The organism is Actinoplanes sp. NPDC051405, assembly GCF_055586185.1.
Genome location: NZ_JBVJIR010000019.1, coordinates 50,752 through 74,065, shown reverse-complemented (window position 1 = coordinate 74,065; position 23,314 = coordinate 50,752). Strand labels below are relative to the sequence as shown.

Sequence of the window (23,314 nt, the reverse complement as noted above, 5' to 3'; positions counted from 1 at the left end):
CCCTATGCTCGGGGACAACCGGCCCGGTGGGCGGGCCGCCGGGACGAAGGCGGACCCCGTGTCGACACCGGTTCTTGACCTGTACGGCGATGAGTTCCGCTCCCGGCCGCACGAGGCGCTGGCCGCCCTGCGCGAGCAGAGCTGGTGGGCCCAGTCCCCGGTCGGCCCGGCCGTGCTGCGCCACGAGCCGGTGCAGGCGTTGCTGGGCATGCGTCAGCTGCGTACCCCCGGGGTGGACTTTCTGGCGCTGCAGGGCATCACCGACGGGCCGCTGGTCGAGACGATGCGCAGCTTCCTGCTCAACGCCGACGGCGAGGACCATCAGCGGCTGCGCCGGCTGGTGAGCAAGGCCTTCACGGTACGGCGGGTGCAGGACTTCCGCCCGGCCGTGCGGGCCTGCGCCGAGGAGCTGATCGCCGCCCTGGCCGGCACCGACAGGGTGGACTTCGTGGAAGCGTTCGCCGAGCCGTACAGCCTGCGGGTGGTGTGTGAGTTCATCGGCATCCCGGAGGGCGACAGCGCGCAGGTCAACCAGTGGGCGCACGACGTCGGGCTCATCTTCGGCTTCAGCGTGGCCCAGCACGCCGGGCGGATCGAGACCGCCGTGCGCAGCCTCAACCTGTTCATCGACGGGCTGATCGAGGCTCGCCGCCGGGCACCGGGTGAGGACCTGCTGAGCGCGCTGATCCTGGCCGAGGAGTCCGGCGAGCTGCTCGACGACGCCGAGCTGCGCGCCATGGTCATCACGATGCTGTCCGCCGGTCAGGGAACGGTGCAGTTCCAGCTGGCCCAGGCGATCGACACCTTCATCGCGTACCCGGATCAGTGGAGCCTGCTGGCCGACCGGCCGGAGCTGGCCGCGAACGCCGCCGAGGAGGTCGTCCGGTTCTGCCCGTCGGCGCTGCTGGGCGTACCGCGGATCGCCAAGTCCGACGTGGAGCTGTCCGGCACGGTGTTCCCGGCCGGGACGTGCCTGCTGCCGATCACCGGGTCCGCCAACCGCGACAGCGCCGTCTTCGCCCGCGCCGACACCTTCGACATCGGCCGCGAACCCTCCGGGCAGCTCACCTTCGGCGGCGGCATCCACTACTGCCTGGGCGCGGCCCTGGCCCGGATAGAGCTGCAGGAGGCACTCCCCCGGCTCGCCGCCCACATGCGCGGCCTGTCCTCGGCCGGCGAGGCGGAATGGCTGGCTCCCACCGAGGCCGTCTACGGCCCGGTGCGCCTCCCGGTGACCTACCGACCCACGACTGCCTGACCAGCGCACGGCCCGAGGCCACCTGGTTCGCCGCGACCCGGCGGCCGGCGAGATCGCCGGCCACCGGGACGTGCCGTCACCGGAACCAGCCCGCTTCCTCAGCCAGCCGGACGGCCTCCAACCGGCTGCGCGCGCCGGTCTTGCGCAGCACGGCTGAGATGTAGTTCCGAACGGTCCCCGGCGCCAGACGCAGCTTCGCGGCGACCTCGTCCGCAGGCGCCCCCGATGCGACAACGCTGAGGACGTCCAGCTCCCGCGGCGACAGCGGACTGCGCGGGGCGGCCACCATGGCGAAGACCAGGCCGGCGTCGATCACCCGTTCGCCGCGGGCCAGCCGCCGGATGCCCCGCACCAGCTCACCGGGCGCGGCGTGCATGCCGACAACACCCCGGACATGAACATCCAGTGCCCGGCTGAGCCGCCCGGCGGCATCCGGCCCGGCCAGCACCAGCATGGCGCACCGGGGCTGCTCGGCGATGAGCTTCTCGATGGTACGCAGCCCGTCATCGGCCAGCAGATCAACATTGACGACGGCGACATCCGGCGGAACGGCCCGCGCCCTGTCCAGCGCCTCATCGAGGCAGCCCAGCTCGGCGACCACCTCGAAATCCTCCTCCAGCGACAACGTCGCGGCGAGAGCGCCACGCAACAGATTGACGGGTTCGGCGAGCAGAATGCGGATCACAACGGCCTCCCAGCCAGGGTCAAAGCTTCGCGGTGGGAATGCCGGCATCCGGTCTCGGCCACGGTGGCGGGCGGAGCGTGGAAGCCGGCGGACGGCCGACCGCTGGTCCGTCGAAGGACCGGCGTGGGCCTGTTTCCTGTCCCCGGAGGGAGGGCGATCAGCTGGGAGGTCCGCTGTAGCGGACAGTCCGCCCGTAGGCGGTGGCGTCATCGGCCGGGCAGAAACCGCCGGTGGCGGTCTCCGGTCGCCAGGACGACGGGACGGTGCCCGTCGTGGGCGAGCCGGCGCCGCCGGAATCGCGGACGTGGCCCGCCCCGGCGGAGTCGACGGGCTGGTGCGGTCCGACGGGCAGCGGATCGGACCAGGGCGCTGCCGGCGGCCTGGTGCTGGCGCGGTCGGCTGTGGTCGCGGTGGGTGCGTCACGCAGGCCGAATGCGGGCATCGGGCCCGCCTGCCGCAGGGCCGAGGTCCGGGTGGGGGTAGGCACGGGCAGCGGCTCGGTGGTGATGTTCTGCGCCTGGAGCTGCTCCTGGGCCGCGGGCGTCAAGACTGTGGGGAGAAGCAGGTCTGCCGGTGTTGCGGGCGCCAGTGGGATTTCAGCCAGGACGGGTGGCGCGGGCATGGGCGGCAGGGCGGGCGCTGCCGGGAGGGTGGGCAGGGCCGGCAGCGAGGGCAGGGCCGGAGGCACCGGCAACGCAGGCGCGACGGGCAGGACCGGTGGCGCGGGCAGGACCGGCAACGCCGGCAGGGCCGGCAACGCAGGCAGGACCGGCAACGCAGGCAGGACCGGCAACGCGGGCAGGACCGGCAACGCGGGCAGCGCAGTCGGAGCAGGCCGCGCCGGCGCGATGGGCAATGCCGGCAGTGCGGGCGACGCAGGCAGCGCGGGCGGGCTTGCAGTGGGGACCTCGGGAGATTTCCGTGCTTCCACTCTGGAGGCGGCAGCCGCGCGGCCTGCCGCCTTCGCACCCAGGACCTTCGGCGCGTGCCGTTCGGGAGCGATGGTCTTGGGTCGGTCCACCTTCGGACCCGAAGCGGTCCGTGGCTCAGAAGCAGCATTCTTCCGAGAAGCCGGAAGCGACTCCGCCGGGGAATGGCCGATCTTCCGGCCGTCCACTTTCGGGCGCGAAGTGTGCTGTGCCCGTCCGCGTGCGGCCGAGACCTTCCGCCTCGGCGCCTGCCCGGCAGAGGCCTTGCGCCCTTCCGGAACCGGGATTCGCGCATCGGATTTCGCGGATCTACCCTCATGGATCTTCGGAACCGAGATCAGCGGCGCCGAACGGGTCCTTTTCGCGTTGTCGGCCAGATCGTCGCCAATTGCGGCGGGAGCCACCCCGCCCTGGTCAACAGCACCTGCATCGGCGCGGGCCGCGTGATCGAAAAGGCCCAGGCCGAAGTAGGCGGCAATGATCAGACCGATCATCAACAGCAGCCGGGACATGCGCTGAGCTGCTGCTTCAGCGACACTCCGGCGCACCGTCAAACCCCCAGCAGATCATTCGTTCCGGCAATCGATGTATTCCTACCCACCAATCGGAGGCTGACACCGCCCCACCACCACCGCGAAACTCGGCCGAGCAGCTGGAAAGATCGAATCACGCCGCCCGGTGCGGACCACGCAGTCTGCTGTGAAGCTCCGTCGTCTCCGGTGCCGGCCGTGCACCGACGTAGGTTTCGAGCACCCGCACCAGCTCCTCGTACTGGCGCAGCGCCCGCCCCCGCTCCCCCAGCGCGGCATAGCAGCGCATGAGTGCCCGGTGCGCCCCCTCCAGCAGCGGATCATGCGCCACCAGCCGGGCGAACACGTCCGCGGCCTCGACGAAGCGCTGGTCCCGCGCCAGCAGGCCGCCGAGGCCGCGGAGCACGTTCTCGTACTCTCTGCGCAGCTCCTCCCGGTGCGGTTCCGCCCACGCACCGACCGGGGTGTCGATCAGGAAATCGCCCGGGTAGCTCGCCGCGGCCCTGGTCAGGGCCTCGATACCGGCGGGCCGGGCCGCCGCCCGGAAGTCCCGGACGTCGTAGCGCAGCGGGCCGACCGCTTCCAGGTGGTACGCGCCATCGGTGAACCGCACCCGCGCGGCCCCGTCGAGGGCCCGGCGCAGGAACTTCAGGCACGTGTGGAAGCTGTTGCGCAGCTCGGTCGCCGACGCCTCCGGCCACAGCGCCAGCCCGATCTCCGCCTTGGTGCTGCCCGGCCTGGTGAGCAGGTAGAACATCAGCTCGCGGGGCTTGGCGTAGGTCCAGTCCTCCGGCCCGAGCGCACGACCGTCCACTTCGACCCGGCTGCGCCCGAGCGCGTGGACCGACAGCCCGGCAAGCGGCACCGGGCGTGGGATGGGCGCCGGTACGGGCGGCGAGGAGGTCGCCGCGGCCACGGCCTGCTCCACCGTCAGCGCCGCGCCCTCCAGCGCGGCCCGTTCGAGCTCCGCTTGACTCAGCTCGGCCCGTACCCCCTGCACTCGCCTCTCGTGATCCGCCCGGTCGCACGGCGGCAGCGGCGTGCCCAGCTCCCGGCGCAGGCGGTCGGCTGCGGCCAGCAGCCGCGCCCCGGTACGGGCATCGGCCCCCACCCCCGCCAGCCCCTCCAGCACGCTCGCCGTCCGCCACCGATCGCCCAGCTCGTGATGCACGGTGAGGCTCCGGCGCAGCCGGGCCACCGCCTCCGCCCGATCGCCCCGCGCCTCCGCGATCAGCCCGAGTTGCTCGTTCGCCCAGGCGGTCGCCTCGCGCAGGCCCATCCGCTCGGCGTCGGCCAGGCTCTCGCGCAGCAGCCGTACGGCACCGTCCGGATCACCTCCGCGGAAGGTCGACGCGGCCAGGTCGATCAGGGCACCGACGACGCCTTCGGTGTCGCCCAGCTCGCGGAACCGGCGCAGGGCCTCGCCGGACAGTCCGGCCGCCCGGGCATGATCGCCTTCCAGCCACGACGTGAAGCCCAGCAGTTGCAGCGCCCGTGCCTCGCCGGCCGGTTCGGCCAAGCGGCGCCACAGCGTCAGGCCTTCCTCATGGTGCGCGCGGGCCTCGGCGTACCGGCCGCGTTCCCGGGCGATGCCGCCGAGGCTCTGCACCGCCTCGGCGACGCCGCGCTCGTCACCGGTCTTCGCGAACAGGTCCCGGGCCCGGGTCAGGCGGGCCGCGGCCGCCGCGTAGTCACATTGCAGGAATTCCAGGCGGCCCAGCGCGGTCAGAGCCTTGGCCAGCGCGGCCGGTGCGATGTCGCGGTCCACGCCGGACACGGCCGCGTGCAGCCACTGCCGGCCTTCGGCGTACTGCCCGGTGAGCTGCCAGTAGCGGCCCAGCGCCCCGGCGAGTTGCCCTTCGAGCGGCCCGTCGTCGCCGCGCGCCCAGGTCAGCGCGGCCCGCAGGTTGCCCCGGTCGTGGTGCAGCCGGTCGCGCCAGAGCCGCTGGTCGGCGCCGCTGAGGCCGCGTTCCGCCCGCCGGGCCACGTCGAGCATGTACGCGGCGTGCCGGGCCGCCACCGCCCGGCGCTGATCACCGAGCCGCTCCGCCGCGTACTGCCGGACGACTTCGAGCAGGCGGTACCGCTCCTCCGCGGCGTCGGTGCGAGCCTGCACCAGCGACTTGTCGACCAGGCGGGCGAGCAGGTCCAGGGTGTCCGGCGCGTTCTCGCCGGCGACCGCGGCAGCTCCGTCGACGGTGAAGCCGCCGCGGAACACCGACAGCCGGGCGAACAGCTCGCGTTCCGGGCCGGGCAGCAGGTCGTAGCTCCAGTCCAGGGTGGCCCGCAGGGTCGCCTGCCGGGCCGGCACGTCGCGGTTGGTGGTGGCCAGCAGCGAGACGGCGTCGTCCAGCAGCGCGACGATCCGCGGCAGGGGAAGCACCCGCAGGCGCGCGGCGGCCAGTTCCAGGACCAGGGGCATGCCATCGAGGCGGCGGCAGAGCCGGGACACGTCGGCGGCGTTGTCGTCGGTGACCGTGAAGTCGCGGCGGGCCAGGCGGGCCCGGTCGGCGAACAGCTGCACGGCCTGGCTGCCGACGAGGTCCGCGGCGCTCGGTGCGGGCAGGTCGGCCGGTACGGACAGGCCCTCGACCCACCACGTGGTCTCCCCGGCGACGGCCAGCGGTTCCCGGCTCGTGGTGAGCACCCGCAGGTCGGGGCAGGCCCGCAGCAGGCCGGCGACGAGCTCCGCGCAGGCGGCCACCAGGTGCTCGCAGTTGTCGAGGACGAGCAGCCCCGGGTGTTCGCGCAGGTGGGCGACGACCATGTCGGGGCGCGATCGGCCGGGCACCTCGGCGACGCCGAGGACGTCGGCCACGGCCGCGGCCAGCAGCGCCGGCCGGTCCAGCGGGGCCAGCGACACCCACCACGTCGGGTGCCGGGGGTCGTCGGCCAGCCGGTCGTGGACCGCGTGCGCGAGCCGGGTCTTGCCGCTGCCGCCCGGGCCGACCAGGCTCAGCAGCCGGGTCCGGCGCACGGCGGTGACCAGGGCGGCGACCTCGGTGTCGCGGCCGACGAACCGGGTCAGCGGCGGACCGAGGGCCGGTCCGGGGCCGGTGCGCCGCGGTGCGGCGACGAGCGAAGCAGGCATGGCGGGTGCTCCGGCGCCGGGGACAGGACGGTTCGCCCCACGACGGGCGAAGCGCACTCCAGCGTCGGGTCCGGCGCCGGGACGGTCAACCCGTCTGTCGGCTACCCGCCGGGCCGCGACCTGCGTCCCCCCGCGTCTCCCCCCGCACCACCCCGCGCCGCCCCCCGCACCCGCGGCGCAGCCTTGGGTCGTTCCACGGGGCCCGGTCCGACGGGCTCCGCCACCTCACAGGGGAGATCTTCGATGCGCACCAACCCGTTCCGCCGCCGGCTGCTCCAGCTCGCTGCCACCGCGGCCGTCGTACCGGTGGCCCTGCTGCCCTTCGGACCGGCGACGGCGGCGCCGTCGGCCGCGGCCGCGTCTTTCGCGGCGCCGTCCTTCACCAAGATCGAGGGGGCCGCGAGCGACGCGGCGGGCCTGCAGCCCACCGTGGACGCCTACCGCGCGCTGCTCGGCGAGCCGAACAACGGCAGCGCGCCGGGAAGCCAGCCGGCCGGGCGGCGCGAGATCAACTGGGACGGTACGCCGGACGCCCAGTCCGCGCCGAACCTGCTGCCCCGCGACTTCTTCAACACCACCGTGCCCCGTGGCGCGGTGTTCTCCACCGGGGCCGGCAACAAGTTCCAGGTCAGCGCGGACAGTGACAACCCGACCCAGACCGCGGTCCGGTTCGGCAACATCAACACCCAGTACCGCGAGAACTTCAACGTGTTCAGCGCGCAGCGGCTGTTCACGCCGCTGGGCACGAACAGGATGAGCGTCCGGTTCTTCCAGCCCGGCACGACCAAGCCGGCGACGGTCAAGGGCTTCGGCGCCGTCTTCACCGACGTCGACAAGGCCGGCACGACCAAGATCGAACTGTACGACCAGTGGGGCACCCAGCTCTGGTGGCAGGCGGTGCCCAAGGGCACCACGGCCAACCGCAGCCTGTCCTTCCTCGGCGTCAAGACCACCGCCGACGTGTACGAGGTACGCATCACCACCGGCAACGCCCCGCTGAGCAGCACCAACACCGACACGTCGACCCGCGACGTGGTCGTCATGGACGACTTCCTGTACGGGGAGCCGCAGCCGCTGTCCTGACCACGACAGCCGACACAGCGTGGGCGGGGGTGCCTCCACCCCCGGCCACGCCGCGCGTCACACCGCCACGCCGTCGATCTGCAGGGTCTGGACCGACGCCGCCGGGAACGGGACGGTGACCCGCTTGCCCATCACCCGCTGGTCCTGACGGGCGGTGTACCGGTCGGAGCCGCCCGGGACGGTGGACCAGCGCGGGACCACGCCGCCCGTGCCGCCGGCAGCCTGGCCGAAGCGGGACAGGTCGAACGTCAGATTCTGGGCGGCACCGGCGTTCAGCGCCACGATCACCAGTCGGCGGGCGCCCGCGTCGTAGGCCGCGATCGCGTAGTCCACGCCGAGGTCGATGATCCGCATGCCGGGGCGAATGTGCCGGGTGAACTGGGCGAGCGTGTAGTACTTCGTCTCGATCGCCCCGGCGGTGGCGGTGCCGCCGTGGTAGCGGATCGTGCCCCAGCCGGCCGACGGGTCCATCACCTGCCAGTAGCACCACGCCGTCGGGTGCAGCCAGCGCCAGTCCATGCACAGGTTGCGGGCCATCGCCAGGCCGGTGCCGTCGCCGTCGCCGTGCTCGGAGTTCCAGAGAATCTTGTTGTCGGCGCGGACGGCGTTGTAGAGCAGGTCGCGGCGGGTGTCCGGGCCGTAGCCGTGCACGTTCACCTGCCGTACGAGTGCTTTGGTCGCACTGTCGAAGCTGTTCCACGTCGCCCGGGCGGCGTCGAAGTTGGTCTCGTCCGACGCGGCGATCGTCACGCCGGTCAGGCCCTGCCGGTTCAGCTCGGTGCGCATGTGTCCCAGGACGCTGCGCTGGGTCTGCGCGTCGATGTGGCAGCCTTCCTGGGTGCCGTCGGCGCGCCACCAGCCGGCGGACGGCTCGTTGAACGGGTCCACGGTCCGGAAACGCACGCCCCACCGCTCCTGCGCGTAGCGGGCGGTGACGGCGAGGTGGTGGGCGTGCTGACGATGGTTCCACGCCTGGAGGTTCGGCCCGCCGCCGGCCGCCCCGGACGGGTTGTGGTTGCCGCACATCCACCACATCGGCGAGTTGGCGAACAGCTCGCTGATCGCGCCCCGCTGCGTCGCCTTGACCAGGGCGGCACGCTGCTTGGCGTCCACGGTGAAGTCCCACGCCGACGAGGCCGGGTCCTCGTTGGTGTAGTCCAGCCAGAACCCCTCGATCTGCTTGAAACGGGGGATGTTGGGCGAGGCCACCATCCGCTCGCCGTTGATGGTGTTCCAGCTGCTGGCGCCCAGGTTGTAGCGGGCGATGGTCAGGCCGAGGCCGGGCAGCGTGGTGCCGTTGTACGACACGTTCTTCATCGTGAAGAACAGGTCGGCGAAGTCGTCGCGGTCGCCGAAGACGTTGGCCCACCAGGCCAGCGAGGTGCCCCAGCCCTCCCACGCACCGAAGTCGGCGCCCGGGTTGACGGCGATGGTGGCGTCCGCCCACGCCGGTCCCCCGCCGAGGGCGCCACCGGCAACGGCGAGCCCGGTCGCTCCCGCGGCGGCGAGAACCGTTCTTCTTGTGGTCATGGAGTCCTCCCGAGAGTGGTCACCGGCCCCAGCCCCAGCGGATCTGGGCGAGACCGGAGGCGTTGTTCACCGCGAGGCCGCTGCCGCTCTGCCGGGTCAGTGAGCAGGCGTCGCCGGTGCGCAGCCCGGGCCAGGAGACGATGCCCATCTGCCGGGCCCGGGCCAGGTCCGTCGTGGCCGCGAGGTACGCGGTGAAGGTGTTGCCGTCCTGGTGCCCCGCGCTGTAGTTCAACCGGTGGTCGTGGGCGAGCCGCGGATAGCATCGAAGTTGCTGAATGATTGCGCTAACATTGCCGGAGTGTCAAGGAGAAGCTGATGACCCGAGAGAGCGCCGAACAGCTCCGCCAGATCATCGTGCGGGCGGCCATGCCCCTGCTGGGCACGTACGACACCGTGACCACGGCGCAGATCGCCCGGGCCGCCGGGATCGACGAAGCTGACCTGCTGGCCGTCTTCGCGGACAAGGAGGAGATCATGCGGGCGTGTGCAGCCAGGATGACGCAGCACGTGACCGCGGTGCTCGACCCGGCCGAGGAGGTACGGGAGCTGGACGCGATCCCGGCCGACCAGCCACTCGCCGCGCGCCTCGTCGCGGTGATCGACGTCCTCGACGGCTACCACCGCCGCGTCCGTACCGATCTCGAGGCTCTGCAGCAAGCAGTCTCGGCCGGTGCACCCGACCTGCCACCGGTCAGCCGCCAGGACCTGCGAACCGCCGGCAGGTTGCCCGAGATCCAGCAGGCTGTCGCGAGGGTGCTGGAGCCGGATCAGCGACGCCTGCGCCTGCCGCCCGCGTTCCTCGCCGAAGCCTTCCTCGGCATCGCCCGGACGCCGCAGTCGCCGGTGCCGGCCGAGCAGGTCGTCGACCTCTTCCTGCACGGCGCTCTCGCGTCCTGACACGGAGCATGGCGGCACCCGTGGTGGGTGCCGCCTGATTGCTTGTCGTCGTGGGTTACTTGAGCCAGGGCAGGCGCTGCACCAGCGGCAGGCGGGCCCACATCTTGCCGAGGCCGAGGGTGTCACCGGCGGCGGTCAGGGCCAGCAGGGCCAGGACACCGGCGTAGACGAGGTGGTCGTCCATGAAGGGGTTGTTCTCCGGAGGCAGGACCGCGGTCCACATGAGCACCAGCAGCAGACCGCCGGCCACCGCGGCCAGGCGCATGCCGATACCGAGGATCAGAGCCGTACCGATCGCGGCCAGACCCAGCATGAACAGCCAGTCGGCCCAGGCCGCCCCGGCGATGCTGTGGTAGACACCCTCGAACGGACCCGCGACCGCGTTGCCCAGGAAACCCTTGGTCGGGCTGCCACCGTTGATCCACGCCCCCTTGTCAGGGGTGGCCAGGCCGAGGCCGAACAGCTTGTCGATGAAGGCCCACAGGAACACCCAGCCCAGCGCCAGACGCAACCCGGCGAGGGTGAAACGGGTGGCCTTGCTGCGACGGGACTCCGTGACGGTCGTGCCACCGGTCTTGAGGGAGACCCGGGTGGTGCGGTGCTGGACGGCGGTCATGGCGTCCACGTCCTTTCTGGTTCGTTGGCTACATCCCTATTCCAGTCGGGATCGACGCCCGTGATCAGTGCCGCACTGCCGTACCTTTCGGGACCTTCGGCCTACCCGAGCTTGGCCACGGTCAGCAGCACCGCGGCGTCCTCGAGCGCGGACAGGCTGTGCCGGGCGTCCGGCACGGTGAGCAGGTCGCCGGTCGTCCCGTCGGTGGACGTGTCGCCGCTGATGAGGCGGACGCGGCCGGCCAGGACCTGCAGCGTTGCCTCGCCGGGGTTCTCGTGCTCGTCCAGGGCCGCGCCGGCGCGCAGTGCGACCAGGGTCTGCCTCAGGGTGTGCGTGTGCCCGCCGACCAGGGTCCGGGCGCCGCGGCCGCTGGACGAGCCGCGGGCCGTGTCGAGCAGTTCGGTGGTGAGGGCGGTCAATGACCATGCCACGATGGTTCTCCTTCAGGTGGTGACCGGACGGCGGGCCAGGCCGTTCATCTTGACGGCGGTGTAGACGGCGGCCGCGATGGCGACGTCCGACAGCAGCATCAGGCCGATGGCGTACGAGCTCTCGGCGCCGTACACCCAGCCCATGATCAGGGGCGGGACGAAGCCGCCGAGGCCGCCCGCCGCGCCGACCACGCCGGTGACGCTGCCGACCTTGTCCGCCGGTGCGACCCTGCCGACCAGGGCGAACACGGCGCCGCTGGCCGCTCCGAGCAGGCCGGCCAGGGCCAGGAAGGCGATGGTGGCGACCGGGACGAGCGGTGGCTGGAACGCCTGCACGACGGCGAACAGCGCGGTTCCGGAGAAGCACCACACCAGCACGGGCACCGGGTGCAGCCGGTCGGACAACCAGCCGCCCACCGGCCGGGCGATCACGGCCAGGACGACAAAACCAGCGGTACGCAGGGCCGCGTCGTTGGCGGTGAGACCGTACGCCTCGCGCAGGTACGCCGGCAGGTAGACGCTGAACGCGACGAACCCGCCGAAGCCGACCGCGTACAGGAAGCACATCTGCCAGGTGACGGCCAGGCGCCCGACGTCCTTGATCCGTCCCCAGGCCGAGCCGGCCGGCCGCTGCCGGTCCGGGGCGTCGCGGATCAGCAGCAAAGCCACCACCGCGTACGCCGCGAGCAGCACCGCCACCAGCAGGAACGGTGTGTTGTCGCCGTAGGTGTCGGCGAGCTTCACGGTGGTGAAGTTGGAGATCGCCGTGCCGCCCATGCCCACGCCGAAGACGCCGATGGCGAACCCCTTGCGGGCCGGCGGATACCAGCCGGAGACCAGCGGCACGCCGACGGCGAAGGTGGTGCCGCCCAGTCCGAGGAAGAAGCCGGTGACGATCAGCGCCGGGTACGACGACACCACGGTCAGGGTCAGCACCGGGACGATGGTGGCGATGCTGACGAGCGGGAACATGATCCGGGCGCCGTACCGGTCGGTGAGCGCCCCGACCGGGATCCGGCCGAGCGAGCCGACCAGCACCGGCACCGCGACCAGCAGCGACTGGGCCGCGAAGCTGAGCCCGAGGCGTTCCTTCACGCCCGGCCCGAGCGGGCCCAGCAGGGCCCAGGCCCAGAAGTTCACCATGAAACCGATGGTCGCGAGGATCAGGTTGCGGGTGGCGCCCGGTCGCACCGCGGCGGCGGTTGTGGTCATCGTGGTTCCTCGGGTCGGGCCGGTCAGCCGCGGTCGCGGCCGGAGCGGGTGGGGAGCTTCGGCGGGCCTTCCCAGCCGGGCCGGGACGGACGCAATCCGGGGCGGGTGTCACGGCTGCGGTAGGGCACGTAGGGACGGGTCAGGTAGCCCACGGGTGCGCTGAAGGCGTGCACGAGGCGGGTGAACGGCCAGAAGGCGAACAGCGAGAACGCGGCGATGATGTGGAGCTGGAAGCCGATCGGGACGGCGGCCATGATCTCCGGGTCCGGGCTGAGGTAGAACAGCGACCGGAACCACGGTGAGATCGTCTCGCGGTAGTCGTAGCCGTCGCCGGCCACGTTGGCCCGCAGGGTCGACCACAGTCCCAGCACGATCACCCCGGCCAGCACCAGGTACATGGCCTTGTCGTTCTTCGTGGTGGCGGCGAAGACCGGACCGGTGAGCCGGCGCCGGGCGATGAGGATCGCCATGCCGATCAGCGTGCAGAAGCCCGCGACGGTGCCGACGAACACGGCCGTCAGGTGGTAGGCGTGCTCGGTGATCCCGACGGCCTCGGTCCAGGCCTTGGGGATGATCAGCCCGCCGACGTGCCCGACGAGGACCATCAGCACCCCGAAGTGGAACATCGGGCTGCCCCAGCGCAGGATCGCGCTCTCGTAGAGCTGGGACGAACGGGTGGTCCAGCCGAACTTGTCGTAGCGGTACCGCCAGATCAGGCCGCCGACCAGCACGGCGATGCACAGGTACGGGAAGACGACCCAGAGCAGCACGTTCATCGCCGGCCTCCGGTGGTATCGACGAGTCCGAACGGTTCGAGCCCGACCTGTTCGACCGGCGGTCCGGTCCGGGCGAGCCGGACGGCGGCCGCGATGTCACCGGGCTGGGGCGGGGGCAGCATGGCCCGTACGCTCTCGATGACGTGCCGGTAGACCGACTTCTCGGTGTGCAGGGCCTTGGCCAGCAGGTCGAGGCCGATGCGGTTCTCCCGCAACAGCCGCCATCCGTCGTCGTCCAGCACCGCCAGGTCGAGCACCGCGGGCAGATAGTCCGGCAGTTCGCCGTCGACGAGCCGAAGACCCGCGTTCTTGTACGCCTCGGCGAACAGCACCAGCGCCTCGCCACGCTTACGGGTGTCCCCGGCGGTGTAGTAGGTCAGGTGCAGGCAGCAGCGGCGGCGGAAGTCGAACAACTCGACGTAGGCCGCCGCCAGCGTGGCCGGGTCACCGGCACGGCGGTGCTCGGCGACCACCCGCAACGGCTGCGCGATCGGCGCCGGCAGGTCGTCGAGTGCCGCCACGAGCGTGGGCAGCACCGACAGCACCTCGTGGTCGGGGTACCGCAGCAGCAGGGAGGCGGCGCGGGCCGCGACAGGCCGCCAGGCCGGGGTGGTCACTGGTCGTCTCCGTCCTTCTTGGGCGGGAAGAGTCCCTCGGGCCGGCCCTTGCCGTCCCAGTTGAGCAGGTTGACCCGCTGGTGCTTGTCGTCGGGCGCGGCGACGGAGTCCGCGGTCTGGCGGTCTCGGAGCATGTGGAAGTTCTCGATCGAGATCGGCGCCGGCGTGCCGGAGGCCTCACCGAACGGCCCGGAGCCGCCCATGCCCGGACCGCCATCGACCTCGAGGCTGCACTCGGTGGCGAGTTGTTCGAGGTGGTGGGCGTCCTCGGCGTGCGCGGCCGGGATGACGTAGCGCTCCTCGTACTTGGCGATGGCCAGCAGCCGGTACATGTCGTCCATCTCGGTGCCGGTCATGCCGACCGCGGCGGCCAGCGATTCGTCGCGCTGCTCACCGAGGTTGATCCGGCGCTGGTAGGCGCGCATGGCGGCGAGCCGCTGCAGGACGGCGGTCACCGGGGCCGGGTCGCCGGCGGTGAACAGCCCGGCCAGGTAGTCCACCGGGATGCGCAGCGCGTCGACGGCCCCGAAAAGGTTGTCCAGGTCCTCGCCGTCGTGACCGGTGTCGCGCAGGATGTCCACGACCGGGGACAGCGGCGGGATGTACCAGACCATCGGCATGGTGCGGTACTCCGGGTGCAGCGGCAGCGCGACCTCGTACTTCATGATCAGGTCCCAGATCGGGGAGCGCTGCGCCGCGGTGATCCAGTCGTCCGGGATGTCGGCGGCGCGGGCCGCGGCGATCACCTGCGGGTCGTGCGGATCGAGGAAGACCGACTTCTGGGCCTCGTACAGGGCGTGCTCGTCCTTGACCGCCGCTGCCTCGCCCACCCGGTCGGCGTCGTACAGCATCAGGCCGAGGTAGCGCAGCCGGCCGACGCAGGTCTCCGAGCAGATGGTCGGCTGGCCGATCTCGATGCGCGGGAAGCAGAAGGTGCACTTCTCGGCCTTGCCGGTGCGGTGGTTGAAGTAGATCTTCTTGTACGGGCAACCGGTCACGCACATCCGCCAGCCCCGGCAGCGGTCCTGGTCGACCAGCACGATGCCGTCCTCGGCGCGCTTGTAGATCGCCCCGGACGGGCAGGAGGCCGCGCAGGACGGGTTGAGGCAGTGCTCGCAGATGCGGGGCAGGAAGAACAGGAACGCCTTCTCGTACTCCTGGCGTACCTGATCCGACAGCTGCTGCAGGATCGGGTCGCCGGCGGCGATCTCGTTGCCGCCCGCGAGCGAATCGTCCCAGTTCGCCGACCAGGTCACCTTGGTGTCTTTGCCGGTCAGCAGGGACTTGGGCCGGGCCACCGGGGTGTCGTCGCCGGCCGGGGCGGTGAGCAGGTGCTCGTAGTCGTAGGTCCAGGGCTCGTAGTAGTCCTGCATGGCCGGCATCCTGGGGTTGGCGAAGATGCTGAACAGCTTCTTGATCCGGCCACCGGCGCGGGGCTTGAGCCGCCCGGTACGGGTACGCGTCCAGCCGCCCTGCCACCTGTCCTGATCCTGGTAGGTGCGGGGATAGCCCTGCCCGGGGCGCGACTCGACGTTGTTGAACCACACGTACTCCACACCGGAGCGGTTGGTCCACGCCTGCTTGCAGGTGACCGAACAGGTGTGACAGCCGATGCACTTGTCGAGGTTCATCACCATCGACATCTGGGCCATGACGCGCATCAGTACTGCACCTCCTGGGAGCGACGGCGGATGACGGTGACCTCGTCGCGCTGATTGCCGGTCGGGCCGAGGTAGTTGAACGCGAACGACAGCTGCGCGTAGCCGCCGATGAGGTGGCTGGGCTTGATCAGCAGCCGGGTCAGCGAGTTGTGGATGCCGCCGCGCCGGCCGTTGGTCTCGGCCTTCGGCACGTCGATGACCCGTTCCTGGGCGTGGTATAGGTAGACGGTGCCCTCGGGCATCTTGTGGGTGACCACGGCGCGGCAGACCACGACGCCGTTGCGGTTGATCGCCTCGATCCACTCGTTGTCCGTGACACCGATCTTGGCGGCGTCCTTCTCGCTCATCCACATCGTCGGCCCGCCGCGCGAGAGCGTCAGCATGATCAGGTTGTCCTGGTACTCGGAGTGGATGGACCACTTCGAGTGCGGCGTCAGGTAGCGCACCGTCAGTTCCAGCTCGCCCTTGGCGCCCAGGCGCGGCTCGCCGAAGAGCTTGTGCATGTCCAGCGGCGGCCGGAAGACGGGCATTTCCTCGCCGAGCTCCTTGATCCAGTCGTGGTCGAGGTAGAAGTGCTGCCGACCGGTCAGGGTGTGCCAGGGCTTGAGCCGCTCGACGTTGATCGTGAACGGCGAGTACCGGCGCCCGCCGTGCTCGCTGCCGGACCACTCCGGGCTGGTGATCACCGGGACGGGCCGCGACTGGCAGTCGGCGAAGCGGATCTGTTTGCCCTCGTGCTCGGCGGCCAGGTCGGCCAGCCGTTGGCCGGTACGCCGCTCGAGGAACTGGAAACCCTCGGTCGCGACCCGGCCGTTGGTGGTGCCCGACAGCACCAGGATCGCCTCGCAGCAGCGGATGTCGGTGTCCAGGCGCGGGCGGCCGTCGGCGACCCCGCCGCGAACCGTGCCGTTGACCTTCCGCAGGAGCTCAACCTCCGGATTGACATCGACCGTGACGGCCTTGGTAGTGGTGCCGAGCCGGTCCAGCAGCGGGCCCAGCGAACTCATCTTCGCGGAGATGGCACCGTAGTCGCGTTCCACCACGACGAACTTCGGCATCGTCTGGCCCGGGATCGCGTCGACCTCGCCGGTCTTCCAGTCGCGCACGACACCGCCGGGGGTTGCCATCGCGTCCGGGGTGTCGTGCAGCAAAGGCGCCGCGACCAGATCCTTGCGCACGCCCAAACGCGGGCCGGCCAGGTCGGAGAAGGCTTTGGCGATGCCGTGGAACGCGTCGAAGTCGGTGCGGGTCTGCCACGGCGGGTTGATCGCCGGGGTGAACGCGTGGATGAACGGGTGCATGTCCGTGGTGTTGAGGTCGTGCTTCTCGTACCACGTCGCCGCGGGCAGGACCACGTCGGAGAACAGCGTCGTGGAGGTCATCCGGAAGTCCAGCGACAGCAGCAGATCCAGCTTGCCCTCGGGCGCCTCGTCGTGCCAGACGACGTCCTGCGGGCGTTTCTCCGGCGGTGCCTCCTCGGCCCGCAGTGAGGCGTCGGTGCCGAGCAGGTGCCGCAGAAAGTACTCGTTGCCCTTCGCCGACGAGCCCAGCAGGTTGGCCCGCCACACCGTGAGCACGCGCGGCCAGTTCTCCGGTGCGTCCGGGTCCGTACAGGCGAAGCCGAGCCGGCCGTCGACCAGCTCCCGGGTCACGTGCGCGGCGGGATTGTCGGGCGCGGCGGCGAGGGCTTCGTCGGCGAGATCGAGGGGATTGCGGTCGAAGGTCGGCATCGACGGCATCCAACCCAGCCGGGCCGACTTGGCCAGCAGATCGGCGGTGTGCTTGCCGGCGAACGCGCCCTTGGCCAGCGGCGAGGTCAGCACGTCGGCGCCGTACTGGTCGTAGCGCCACTGGTCGGTGTGCAGATACCAGAAAGCGGTGCCGATCATCTGCCGCGGCGGCCGGGCCCAGTCCAGCCCGAAGGCCAGGTGCGACCAGCCGGTCACCGGCCGGCACTTCTCCTGCCCGACGTAGTGTGCCCAGCCGCCGCCGTTGACGCCCTGACAGCCGGTCAGCGTGGTCAGGGTCAGCATCGCCCGGTAGGTGGTGTCGGAATGGAACCAGTGGTTGGTCCCCGCACCCATCAGGATCATCGACCGGCCGCCGGAGCGTTCGGCGTTGTCGGCGAACTCGCGGCCGATCCGGGCCACGGCCGCGGCGGGTACGCCGGTGATCGGCTCCTGCCACGCCGGGGTGTACGGCACCTCGACGTCGTCGTAGCCGCTCGGCCAGGTCCCGGGCAGACCCGGGCGGGCGACGCCGTACTGCGCCAGCATCAGGTCGAAGACCGTGGTCACCAGCTTGCCGCCGACGCGGGCGGTGGGTACGCCGCGGCGCATCAGCTCCGGGGTGTCGTTGTCGAAGCGCGGCAACGCGATTTCGGCACCCTCACCACCGGCACAGCTCAGCCGGGGCACGTGGTCGCCGAGATCGAGGTTCCACCGGCCGACGCCGGCCTCGCTGAACCGGTCCCCCAGCGATCCGCCGGGCACCGCGGGCGCGTCGGTGACCGAGTCCCACAGCACCGGCCGGAACGCCGCCTCGGCCCCGGTCTCCCCCAGGTCGGCGGCCGTCACGAACTTGCCCGGCCGGTAGCCGCCGCCGTCGACCGGCTCCAGCGCGACCAGGTAGGGCAGGTCGGTGTAGCGCGACACGTAGTCGGCGAAGCGCGGCGTCACCCTGTCGACGAAGAACTCCTTCAGGATGACGTGACCCATCGCCATCGCCAGGGCGCCGTCGGTGCCCGGCTGCGCGGGCAGCCACTCGTCGGCGAACTTCACGTTGTCGGCATAGTCCGGTGACACCACGACGACCTTCTGGCCGCGGTAGCGGGCCTCGGCCATCCAGTGCGCGTCCGGGGTACGGGTCACCGGCACGTTGGAGCCCCACATCACCAGGTACGAGGCGTCCCACCAGTCCCCCGACTCCGGCACGTCGGTCTGGTCGCCGAACATCTGCGGTGAGGCCACGGGCAGGTCGGCGTACCAGTCGTAGAACGACAGCATCGAGCCGCCGATCAGGCTGAGGAACCGGGCGCCGACGGCGTGCGACACCATCGACATCGCGGGGATCGGCGAGAAACCGGCCACCCGGTCCGGGCCGTACGCACCGATGGTGTGCACGTGCGCGGCGGCGACGATCTCCTGCGCCTCGTCCCACGACACCCGGACGAGTCCACCCTTGCCGCGGGCCTGCTGGTAGCGGCGGCGGCGTACCGGATCGGCCTGGATGTCGGCCCACGCCGCGACCGGGTCGCCGCCGAGGCGGGCCTTGGCCTCCCGGTACATCTCGATCAGCACCCCGCGGGCGTACGGATACCGCACCCGCGTCGGTGAGTACGTGTACCAGGAGAACGCGGCGCCGCGGGGACATCCGCGCGGCTCGTACTCCGGCCGGTCGGCGCCGACGCTGGGATAGTCCGTCTGCTGCTGCTCCCAGGTGATGATGCCGTCCTTGACGTACACCTTCCAGGAGCACGAGCCGGTGCAGTTCACCCCGTGGGTCGAGCGCACCACTTTGTCGTAGGACCAGCGGTCCCGGTAGAAGCTGTCCGCCTCCCGGCCGCCGATCTGGTGCAGCGTACGGCCGTCGGCGGAGACCTCCGCCCGCCGCACGAGTCCGCCGAACGCCAGTAACGCCCGCGCCGCGGTTCCGCTCGCTCCTGCCATGTGTCCTCGCTCCCTCATGATCAGGCGATGCCGTACGCGATGCCGGTGCCGAGGATGTTGCTGTCGTCGTAGTCGTACTCGAGCTGATCGACGACCTCGACCACGCCCGCCACCTGCCGGGTCAGCCGGCCGGCGATGTCGGTCGTCGACCACCGGCCGACCCGGCCGGTGAAGGTCACCACGCCGTCGTCGACCGTGACCTGCACCTTCCCGGCGTCGTCGGCCATGAAGGCACGCACGACACCGGCCTGCACGTCCGCGACGATCTCGTCGTCGGGGCGCAGGTGCACCTTGAGCAGGTCGCCGCGGGAGACCACGCCGACCAGCCGGCCCAGGTCGTCGACGACCGGGAGCCGCTTGACCCCTTCGCCGTCCATGACCCGCGCCGCGGCCGGGATGGAGGTGCTGGCCGGCACTGTCACCGGCGGCGTGCTCATCAGGTCGGCCGCGGTACGGGCGGAAGCCTTGACCCGCTCGCCGCGACGGCGCCGGCCGTCGAACAGGCGCGGCTCCTCGGCGCCGGCGTACTCGATCTTGCGGAGCAGGTCCGCTTCGGAAACCACCCCGGTCACCCGCTGGAACTCGTCGACGACGGGCACGGCACTGAACCGGTTGCGGACCAGCAGGTCGACCACGTCGCGGTACGGCGCGTCCGGCGTAACGGTGACCACTGCGGTGGTCATGACCTCGTTCACTGTCCAGGCCTTCATCACGAAGCCTCCTCATCGATCACCTCGACGCTAGGAGCGGACCGCCGGCCGGGGCAGGGCCGACCGGCCCTACCCCTCGGGACCACAGCCCGGGCCGGGCCGCCGGAGCGCTACGCGACGCCGAACGGGGTACCGCGCTCCGAACCGTTGATCATGCTGTCGTCGATGTCGAAGGTCAGGCCGTCGGCGACATCGACGACGCCCGGCACGCGCCGGGCCGTACCAGCGAGCCGCGCGGCAGCCGAGCGGAAATGCACCCGTCCGGAGAGCGAGACGACACCGTCGACACAGGTCACCCGTACGGCGGTGCCGTCGCTCACCGAGGCGCCGGGCAGGGCCTCGGCCACGACGTCCCGGCAGATCTCGGTGTCGGCACGGCGATGCACCTTGAGCAGGTCACTACGGGTGACGATGCCGACCAGATGACCCTGGTGGTCCACCACGGGGAGCCGCTTGACGTGCTCACGTTGCATGCGGCGGGCCGCCGCGGCGAGCGACAGCGACCCGTCCGCCGACACCACCGGCGAGGTCATCACCTCGGCCGCGGTCCGGCCGCCGGCCTTGGCCCGGTCGCCGCGGCGGCGCCAGGCGTCGAAGATCCCGGGACTGACCCCGCCGGCGGCCTCCACCTTGTGCAACAGGTCGGCCTCCGACACGACACCGGTCACCCGGTCGTGCCGGTCGACGACCGGCACCGCGCTGACCCGCCGGCTGATCAGCAGATCCACCAGATCCCGGTACGGGGTGTCCTCCCCGACCGAGACCACGTCGCGGGTCATGACGTCATCCACACGCCACAGTTTCATGGCCGCACCTCCTCCTGCTCACCACCGACGCTAGGGACGCCACGCGCGCCGGCCCAGGGCCGGTCGGCCCGTTCCCCGGGGCCGCTCGGGACGGCTCGGCCGGCCGGCCCGAACAGGTCCTTCGGCCCTGCTCGGGACGGGCCGCGGACCGGCACAGTGGGCGGACAGAGGAGGTGTCCGTCATGACCGCACAGTCCGGGCCGCCGACACGGTCCCGCCCAGCCGCCGCTCTCGAGGCCGCGGCGCACGTCGCACGGCACGCACCGTCGGTGTTCAACACCCAGCCGTGGCGCTGGCAGCTCAGCGGCGACATGCTGGAGCTGCACGCCGACCGGGCCCGTGCCCTGACGGCGACCGACCCCGACGGCCGGCTGCTGCTGCTCAGCTGCGGCGCCGCCCTGCACCACGCCCGGGTCGCCCTGCGGGCCGCCGGATGGGACGTGCACGTCGAGCGCCTGCCGCAGGGTGACGCCGCCGATGTCCTCGCGCGCATCACCATCGCCGGGGCCGCGGACGCCGACCGGCAAGCGGAACGGATGGCGGGAGCGATCACGCTGCGGCGTACGGACCGGCGGGCGTTCAGCGACCGGACCGTGCCGGAGGAGCTGCTGATCGGGCTGCGGCGGGCGGTGGAGGCCGAGGGGGCCTACCTGCACGTCGTACGCCGGGACCAGATGCCGATGCTGGCCACCTCCACCGCCCGGGCGGCCGACGCCGAGAGCAGCGATCCGGCCTACCGGGCGGAGCTCGAGCACTGGACCAACCGGCCGGCGGACAGCGGCGACGGCGTACCGGCCGCGACGGCGGTGCAGCGGGCACCGCGCCGGGTCCCGGTCCGCGACTACGCCCCCGGCGCCGTCGGCGGGCTGAGCCCCGGTGACGACTTCGACCTCGGGGCGTCGTACGTGGTGCTGTTCGGGCTCACCGACGAGTCCGAGGCGCTGGTGCGCGGTGGTGAGGCGCTGTCCGCGCTGCTGCTGACAGCGACCGCGGACGGGCTGGCCACGGCACCGATGAGCGACACCATCGAGGTCCAGTGGCCGCGCCACCTGTTGAAGGGCCTGTTGAGCGGAGTGGGCGAGCCGTATCTGACCATCCGGCTCGGCTACAACGATGCCGCGCCGGACCTGCCGCCCGCTCCGCGCCGCAAGGGCGCCGACGTCGTCCGGATCAGCGACCGGTAGAACCACCGTCGTCCGGCAGCATGACCTCGGTGAGTGAACGCCGCGGGGTGGCTGCCGCCGGGCGGCCGTAGCCCACGCGCAGGACCATCTGGGCCCAGGAACCGGTACGGGAGTCGGTCAGCAGCCGGCGGATCGCCGGGATCTCCACCGGCTGGCTGATCGGCGTGGTGGCCAGGTTCAGCCAGGTCGCGGTGAGCAGCACCCGCTGCAGGGCCTGACCGGCGTGCACCCAGTGCCGCCGGGTGTCGCCGTCGATGGCCAGGACCATGATGGTCGGGTACGGCTCGAACGGGGCGGCGGCCCGGTCCCGGTGCGGTTGCAGGAGCCCGAAGTCGCGGATCGGCAGGATCTCCAGGGCGTCCCACGGGCCGATCGCCGTCGACGGCACGCCGTCCCGGCGGCCCCGGTGCGGACTGGTCCACCGCGCGAGTTCGGCGCGGTACCGGCCCTTGGCCCGCAGCGCCCGGTCGGCCTCCTGGGACAGGCTCAGAATCGCGTTGCGGCTGACCGCGTTCGCGACGGTGAGCGTGGCGCCCTCGCGGCGAGCGGCGTCCGCCAGCCGTTCGACCGCGTCCGCCGGCACGACGGACCGGGCGAACGGCCACCGGTTGGTGTGCCGGTGCGGGATGGCCGCGACCAGGGCGTCGGCGGCCGGCGTCGGTGCCATCGGCTGCCGCACGCTGACCCGGGCGACGAGGTCCGGATCCGTGTCGTCCGGGAAAAGCGTGGTGTGGCTGAGGTATCCGGCGCCGCGGATGGCGAGCCGCAGGGTGAACAGGGCGGCGCCGACGCTGATCAGCAGTTCACGGCCGGCCGGGTCGAGGACTTCGAGCTGCCGCCGGGGATCGGCGTGGACGTCGACCCCGTGCGCGCCGATGCGGAAGCGCCACGGCTGGCTGTTGTGCAGCGAGGGCGCGGCCGTCGCCGCACGGACGCAGGCGGTGAGATCGGGGCCGGTCGAGTCGTGCCGCACTCGTTCGATCGCCTGGGTGCCGATGTCGTTCATCGCCGGCCCCCTGAGTTCTCGGTCTCCTCGACGGTCACGGCGCTCACCCCGGGCACGGTGCGGGCGAGCACGGTCACGACGGCCCGCTGGGTGTCGTTGGCGAACTCCCCGGCGACGGTGGCAATGCCGCCGCCGACCGTGACCGTCCACAGGCGAGCACCGTCGGCGTATTCGTCGAGCCGGTGCTGCACGTCCGCGGTGATGACGTCGTCGCTGCGTACCATCGCGCGCAGGATGTCGCGGCGGCTGATGATGCCGACGACCTCGCGGCCGTTGACGACCGGCATGCTGCGCACGTCGCGCCGCAGCATCACGTCGGCCACCTCGGCCACGTCGAGGTCCGGCGTGGCCGTGAACGGGTTCCGGGCCATCACCTCCAGGACCGTGCCGGGCCGGCGCTGCGGCGCCACGTCCAGGTCGCGGCGCAGGTGCGCGGTCGGATCGACGGGCACCCGGTGCCACAGCAGGTCGCCCTCGCTGACCATGCCGACCAGGAATCCCTGCGCGTCGACCACCGGCAGGGCGGTGACCGCCCTGGCGGTCATCAGCTCCGCGGCGCTCTCGATGGGTGCGTTCTGCCAGACCACGTGGACCGGGCTGGTCATGATGTCCTTCGCGCGCATG

20 protein-coding genes are annotated in these 23,314 nt (G+C 71.8%); 4 read left to right on the top strand and 16 right to left on the bottom strand.

The window, feature by feature from the left end:
- Positions 1 to 58 precede the first annotated feature (58 nt).
- Entirely contained in the window at positions 59 to 1,258 is a 1,200-nt protein-coding gene (locus ACZ6S4_RS34325; protein ID WP_465478894.1) for a cytochrome P450, read from the top strand.
- A gap of 76 nt (positions 1,259 to 1,334) precedes the next feature.
- Here the strand turns inward: ACZ6S4_RS34325 and ACZ6S4_RS34320 are convergent, their stop codons facing one another.
- From ACZ6S4_RS34320 to ACZ6S4_RS34310, 3 genes are all read right to left on the bottom strand, one after another.
- Entirely contained in the window at positions 1,335 to 1,943 is a 609-nt protein-coding gene (locus ACZ6S4_RS34320) for a LuxR C-terminal-related transcriptional regulator (protein WP_465478893.1), read from the bottom strand.
- 157 nt (positions 1,944 to 2,100) lie between these two features.
- Positions 2,101 to 3,384: a hypothetical protein gene (locus ACZ6S4_RS34315; protein ID WP_465478892.1), complete on the bottom strand. Its 1,284-nt coding sequence runs from the start codon at positions 3,382 to 3,384 to the stop codon at positions 2,101 to 2,103.
- Between the two features lie 154 nt (positions 3,385 to 3,538).
- Complete coding sequence (locus ACZ6S4_RS34310) at positions 3,539 to 6,493, bottom strand: BTAD domain-containing putative transcriptional regulator (protein ID WP_465478891.1); 2,955 nt, start codon at positions 6,491 to 6,493, stop codon at positions 3,539 to 3,541.
- Between the two features lie 243 nt (positions 6,494 to 6,736).
- On the opposite strand from ACZ6S4_RS34310, the gene ACZ6S4_RS34305 reads away from it, so the two are divergent.
- Complete coding sequence (locus ACZ6S4_RS34305; protein WP_465478890.1) at positions 6,737 to 7,576, top strand: hypothetical protein; 840 nt, start codon at positions 6,737 to 6,739, stop codon at positions 7,574 to 7,576.
- Between the two features lie 57 nt (positions 7,577 to 7,633).
- On the opposite strand, the gene ACZ6S4_RS34300 is transcribed toward ACZ6S4_RS34305, so the two are convergent.
- Together ACZ6S4_RS34300 and ACZ6S4_RS34295 are read right to left on the bottom strand one after the other, a co-directional pair.
- Complete coding sequence (locus ACZ6S4_RS34300) at positions 7,634 to 9,106, bottom strand: glycoside hydrolase (protein WP_465478889.1); 1,473 nt, start codon at positions 9,104 to 9,106, stop codon at positions 7,634 to 7,636.
- A 19-nt stretch (positions 9,107 to 9,125) separates the two neighbouring features.
- Positions 9,126 to 9,338, bottom strand: coding sequence for a hypothetical protein (locus tag ACZ6S4_RS34295; RefSeq protein WP_465478888.1), 213 nt, complete (start codon positions 9,336 to 9,338; stop codon positions 9,126 to 9,128).
- Positions 9,339 to 9,421: 83 nt separating this feature from the next.
- Between ACZ6S4_RS34295 and ACZ6S4_RS34290 the strand changes: the two genes are divergently transcribed.
- Positions 9,422 to 10,003 carry a TetR/AcrR family transcriptional regulator gene (locus ACZ6S4_RS34290; RefSeq protein ID WP_465478887.1) on the top strand — a complete coding sequence of 194 codons (582 nt, stop codon included), beginning with the start codon at positions 9,422 to 9,424 and terminating at the stop codon, positions 10,001 to 10,003.
- Between the two features lie 55 nt (positions 10,004 to 10,058).
- Here the strand turns inward: ACZ6S4_RS34290 and ACZ6S4_RS34285 are convergent, their stop codons facing one another.
- From ACZ6S4_RS34285 to ACZ6S4_RS34245, 9 genes are all read right to left on the bottom strand, one after another.
- Entirely contained in the window at positions 10,059 to 10,619 is a 561-nt protein-coding gene (locus ACZ6S4_RS34285) for a hypothetical protein (protein WP_465478886.1), read from the bottom strand.
- A gap of 101 nt (positions 10,620 to 10,720) precedes the next feature.
- On the bottom strand, positions 10,721 to 11,050 hold the full coding sequence (locus ACZ6S4_RS34280) for a cupin domain-containing protein (RefSeq protein WP_465478885.1): 330 nt from the start codon (positions 11,048 to 11,050) through the stop codon (positions 10,721 to 10,723).
- Positions 11,051 to 11,062: 12 nt separating this feature from the next.
- On the bottom strand, positions 11,063 to 12,262 hold the full coding sequence (locus tag ACZ6S4_RS34275) for an MFS transporter (protein WP_465478884.1): 1,200 nt from the start codon (positions 12,260 to 12,262) through the stop codon (positions 11,063 to 11,065).
- A 23-nt stretch (positions 12,263 to 12,285) separates the two neighbouring features.
- A complete protein-coding gene (narI, locus tag ACZ6S4_RS34270) occupies positions 12,286 to 13,038 on the bottom strand; it encodes a respiratory nitrate reductase subunit gamma (protein WP_465478883.1) in 753 nt (250 codons plus the stop codon).
- A complete protein-coding gene (gene narJ, locus ACZ6S4_RS34265; protein WP_465478882.1) occupies positions 13,035 to 13,655 on the bottom strand; it encodes a nitrate reductase molybdenum cofactor assembly chaperone in 621 nt (206 codons plus the stop codon). The genes narI and narJ overlap by 4 nt, the downstream gene beginning before the upstream one ends.
- The gene (narH, locus tag ACZ6S4_RS34260) at positions 13,652 to 15,316 is read right to left on the bottom strand and encodes a nitrate reductase subunit beta (RefSeq protein WP_465478881.1); all 1,665 of its coding nucleotides are present in this window, start codon (positions 15,314 to 15,316) and stop codon (positions 13,652 to 13,654) included. Before narH ends, narJ begins: the two co-directional genes overlap by 4 nt.
- Positions 15,316 to 18,984 (bottom strand): nitrate reductase subunit alpha, encoded by a 3,669-nt coding sequence (locus ACZ6S4_RS34255; protein WP_465478880.1) that lies wholly within the window; start codon positions 18,982 to 18,984, stop codon positions 15,316 to 15,318. Before ACZ6S4_RS34255 ends, narH begins: the two co-directional genes overlap by 1 nt.
- A gap of 20 nt (positions 18,985 to 19,004) precedes the next feature.
- Positions 19,005 to 19,694 (bottom strand): CBS domain-containing protein, encoded by a 690-nt coding sequence (locus ACZ6S4_RS34250; protein ID WP_465478879.1) that lies wholly within the window; start codon positions 19,692 to 19,694, stop codon positions 19,005 to 19,007.
- A 110-nt stretch (positions 19,695 to 19,804) separates the two neighbouring features.
- On the bottom strand, positions 19,805 to 20,500 hold the full coding sequence (locus tag ACZ6S4_RS34245; protein ID WP_465478878.1) for a CBS domain-containing protein: 696 nt from the start codon (positions 20,498 to 20,500) through the stop codon (positions 19,805 to 19,807).
- 182 nt (positions 20,501 to 20,682) lie between these two features.
- On the opposite strand from ACZ6S4_RS34245, the gene ACZ6S4_RS34240 reads away from it, so the two are divergent.
- On the top strand, positions 20,683 to 21,684 hold the full coding sequence (locus tag ACZ6S4_RS34240; protein ID WP_465478877.1) for an Acg family FMN-binding oxidoreductase: 1,002 nt from the start codon (positions 20,683 to 20,685) through the stop codon (positions 21,682 to 21,684).
- Here ACZ6S4_RS34240 and ACZ6S4_RS34235 read toward each other — a convergent pair.
- Together ACZ6S4_RS34235 and ACZ6S4_RS34230 are read right to left on the bottom strand one after the other, a co-directional pair.
- Positions 21,671 to 22,690 carry an Acg family FMN-binding oxidoreductase gene (locus ACZ6S4_RS34235; RefSeq protein ID WP_465478876.1) on the bottom strand — a complete coding sequence of 340 codons (1,020 nt, stop codon included), beginning with the start codon at positions 22,688 to 22,690 and terminating at the stop codon, positions 21,671 to 21,673. The two genes, ACZ6S4_RS34240 and ACZ6S4_RS34235, sit on opposite strands and share 14 nt — an antisense overlap.
- Positions 22,687 to 23,313 (bottom strand): CBS domain-containing protein, encoded by a 627-nt coding sequence (locus tag ACZ6S4_RS34230; protein WP_465478875.1) that lies wholly within the window; start codon positions 23,311 to 23,313, stop codon positions 22,687 to 22,689. Before ACZ6S4_RS34230 ends, ACZ6S4_RS34235 begins: the two co-directional genes overlap by 4 nt.
- Between the last annotated feature and the right edge of the window lies 1 nt (position 23,314).

Excerpts from the sequence above, each read along its gene's own strand:
- ACZ6S4_RS34255 (WP_465478880.1), bottom strand. The coding sequence starts at position 18,984 with ATGGCAGGAGCGAGCGGAACCGCGGCGCGGGCGTTACTGGCGTTCGGC.
- narI (WP_465478883.1), bottom strand. The coding sequence starts at position 13,038 with ATGAACGTGCTGCTCTGGGTCGTCTTCCCGTACCTGTGCATCGCCGTG.
- ACZ6S4_RS34310 (WP_465478891.1), bottom strand. The coding sequence starts at position 6,493 with ATGCCTGCTTCGCTCGTCGCCGCACCGCGGCGCACCGGCCCCGGACCG.
- ACZ6S4_RS34305 (WP_465478890.1), top strand. The coding sequence starts at position 6,737 with ATGCGCACCAACCCGTTCCGCCGCCGGCTGCTCCAGCTCGCTGCCACC.
- ACZ6S4_RS34240 (WP_465478877.1), top strand. The coding sequence starts at position 20,683 with ATGACCGCACAGTCCGGGCCGCCGACACGGTCCCGCCCAGCCGCCGCT.
- ACZ6S4_RS34250 (WP_465478879.1), bottom strand. The coding sequence starts at position 19,694 with ATGAAGGCCTGGACAGTGAACGAGGTCATGACCACCGCAGTGGTCACC.
- ACZ6S4_RS34275 (WP_465478884.1), bottom strand. The coding sequence starts at position 12,262 with ATGACCACAACCGCCGCCGCGGTGCGACCGGGCGCCACCCGCAACCTG.
- ACZ6S4_RS34230 (WP_465478875.1), bottom strand. The coding sequence starts at position 23,313 with ATGCGCGCGAAGGACATCATGACCAGCCCGGTCCACGTGGTCTGGCAG.
- narH (WP_465478881.1), bottom strand. The coding sequence starts at position 15,316 with ATGCGCGTCATGGCCCAGATGTCGATGGTGATGAACCTCGACAAGTGC.
- ACZ6S4_RS34300 (WP_465478889.1), bottom strand. The coding sequence starts at position 9,106 with ATGACCACAAGAAGAACGGTTCTCGCCGCCGCGGGAGCGACCGGGCTC.
- ACZ6S4_RS34245 (WP_465478878.1), bottom strand. The coding sequence starts at position 20,500 with ATGAAACTGTGGCGTGTGGATGACGTCATGACCCGCGACGTGGTCTCG.
- ACZ6S4_RS34285 (WP_465478886.1), bottom strand. The coding sequence starts at position 10,619 with ATGACCGCCGTCCAGCACCGCACCACCCGGGTCTCCCTCAAGACCGGT.
- ACZ6S4_RS34315 (WP_465478892.1), bottom strand. The coding sequence starts at position 3,384 with ATGTCCCGGCTGCTGTTGATGATCGGTCTGATCATTGCCGCCTACTTC.
- ACZ6S4_RS34290 (WP_465478887.1), top strand. The coding sequence starts at position 9,422 with ATGACCCGAGAGAGCGCCGAACAGCTCCGCCAGATCATCGTGCGGGCG.
- ACZ6S4_RS34235 (WP_465478876.1), bottom strand. The coding sequence starts at position 22,690 with ATGAACGACATCGGCACCCAGGCGATCGAACGAGTGCGGCACGACTCG.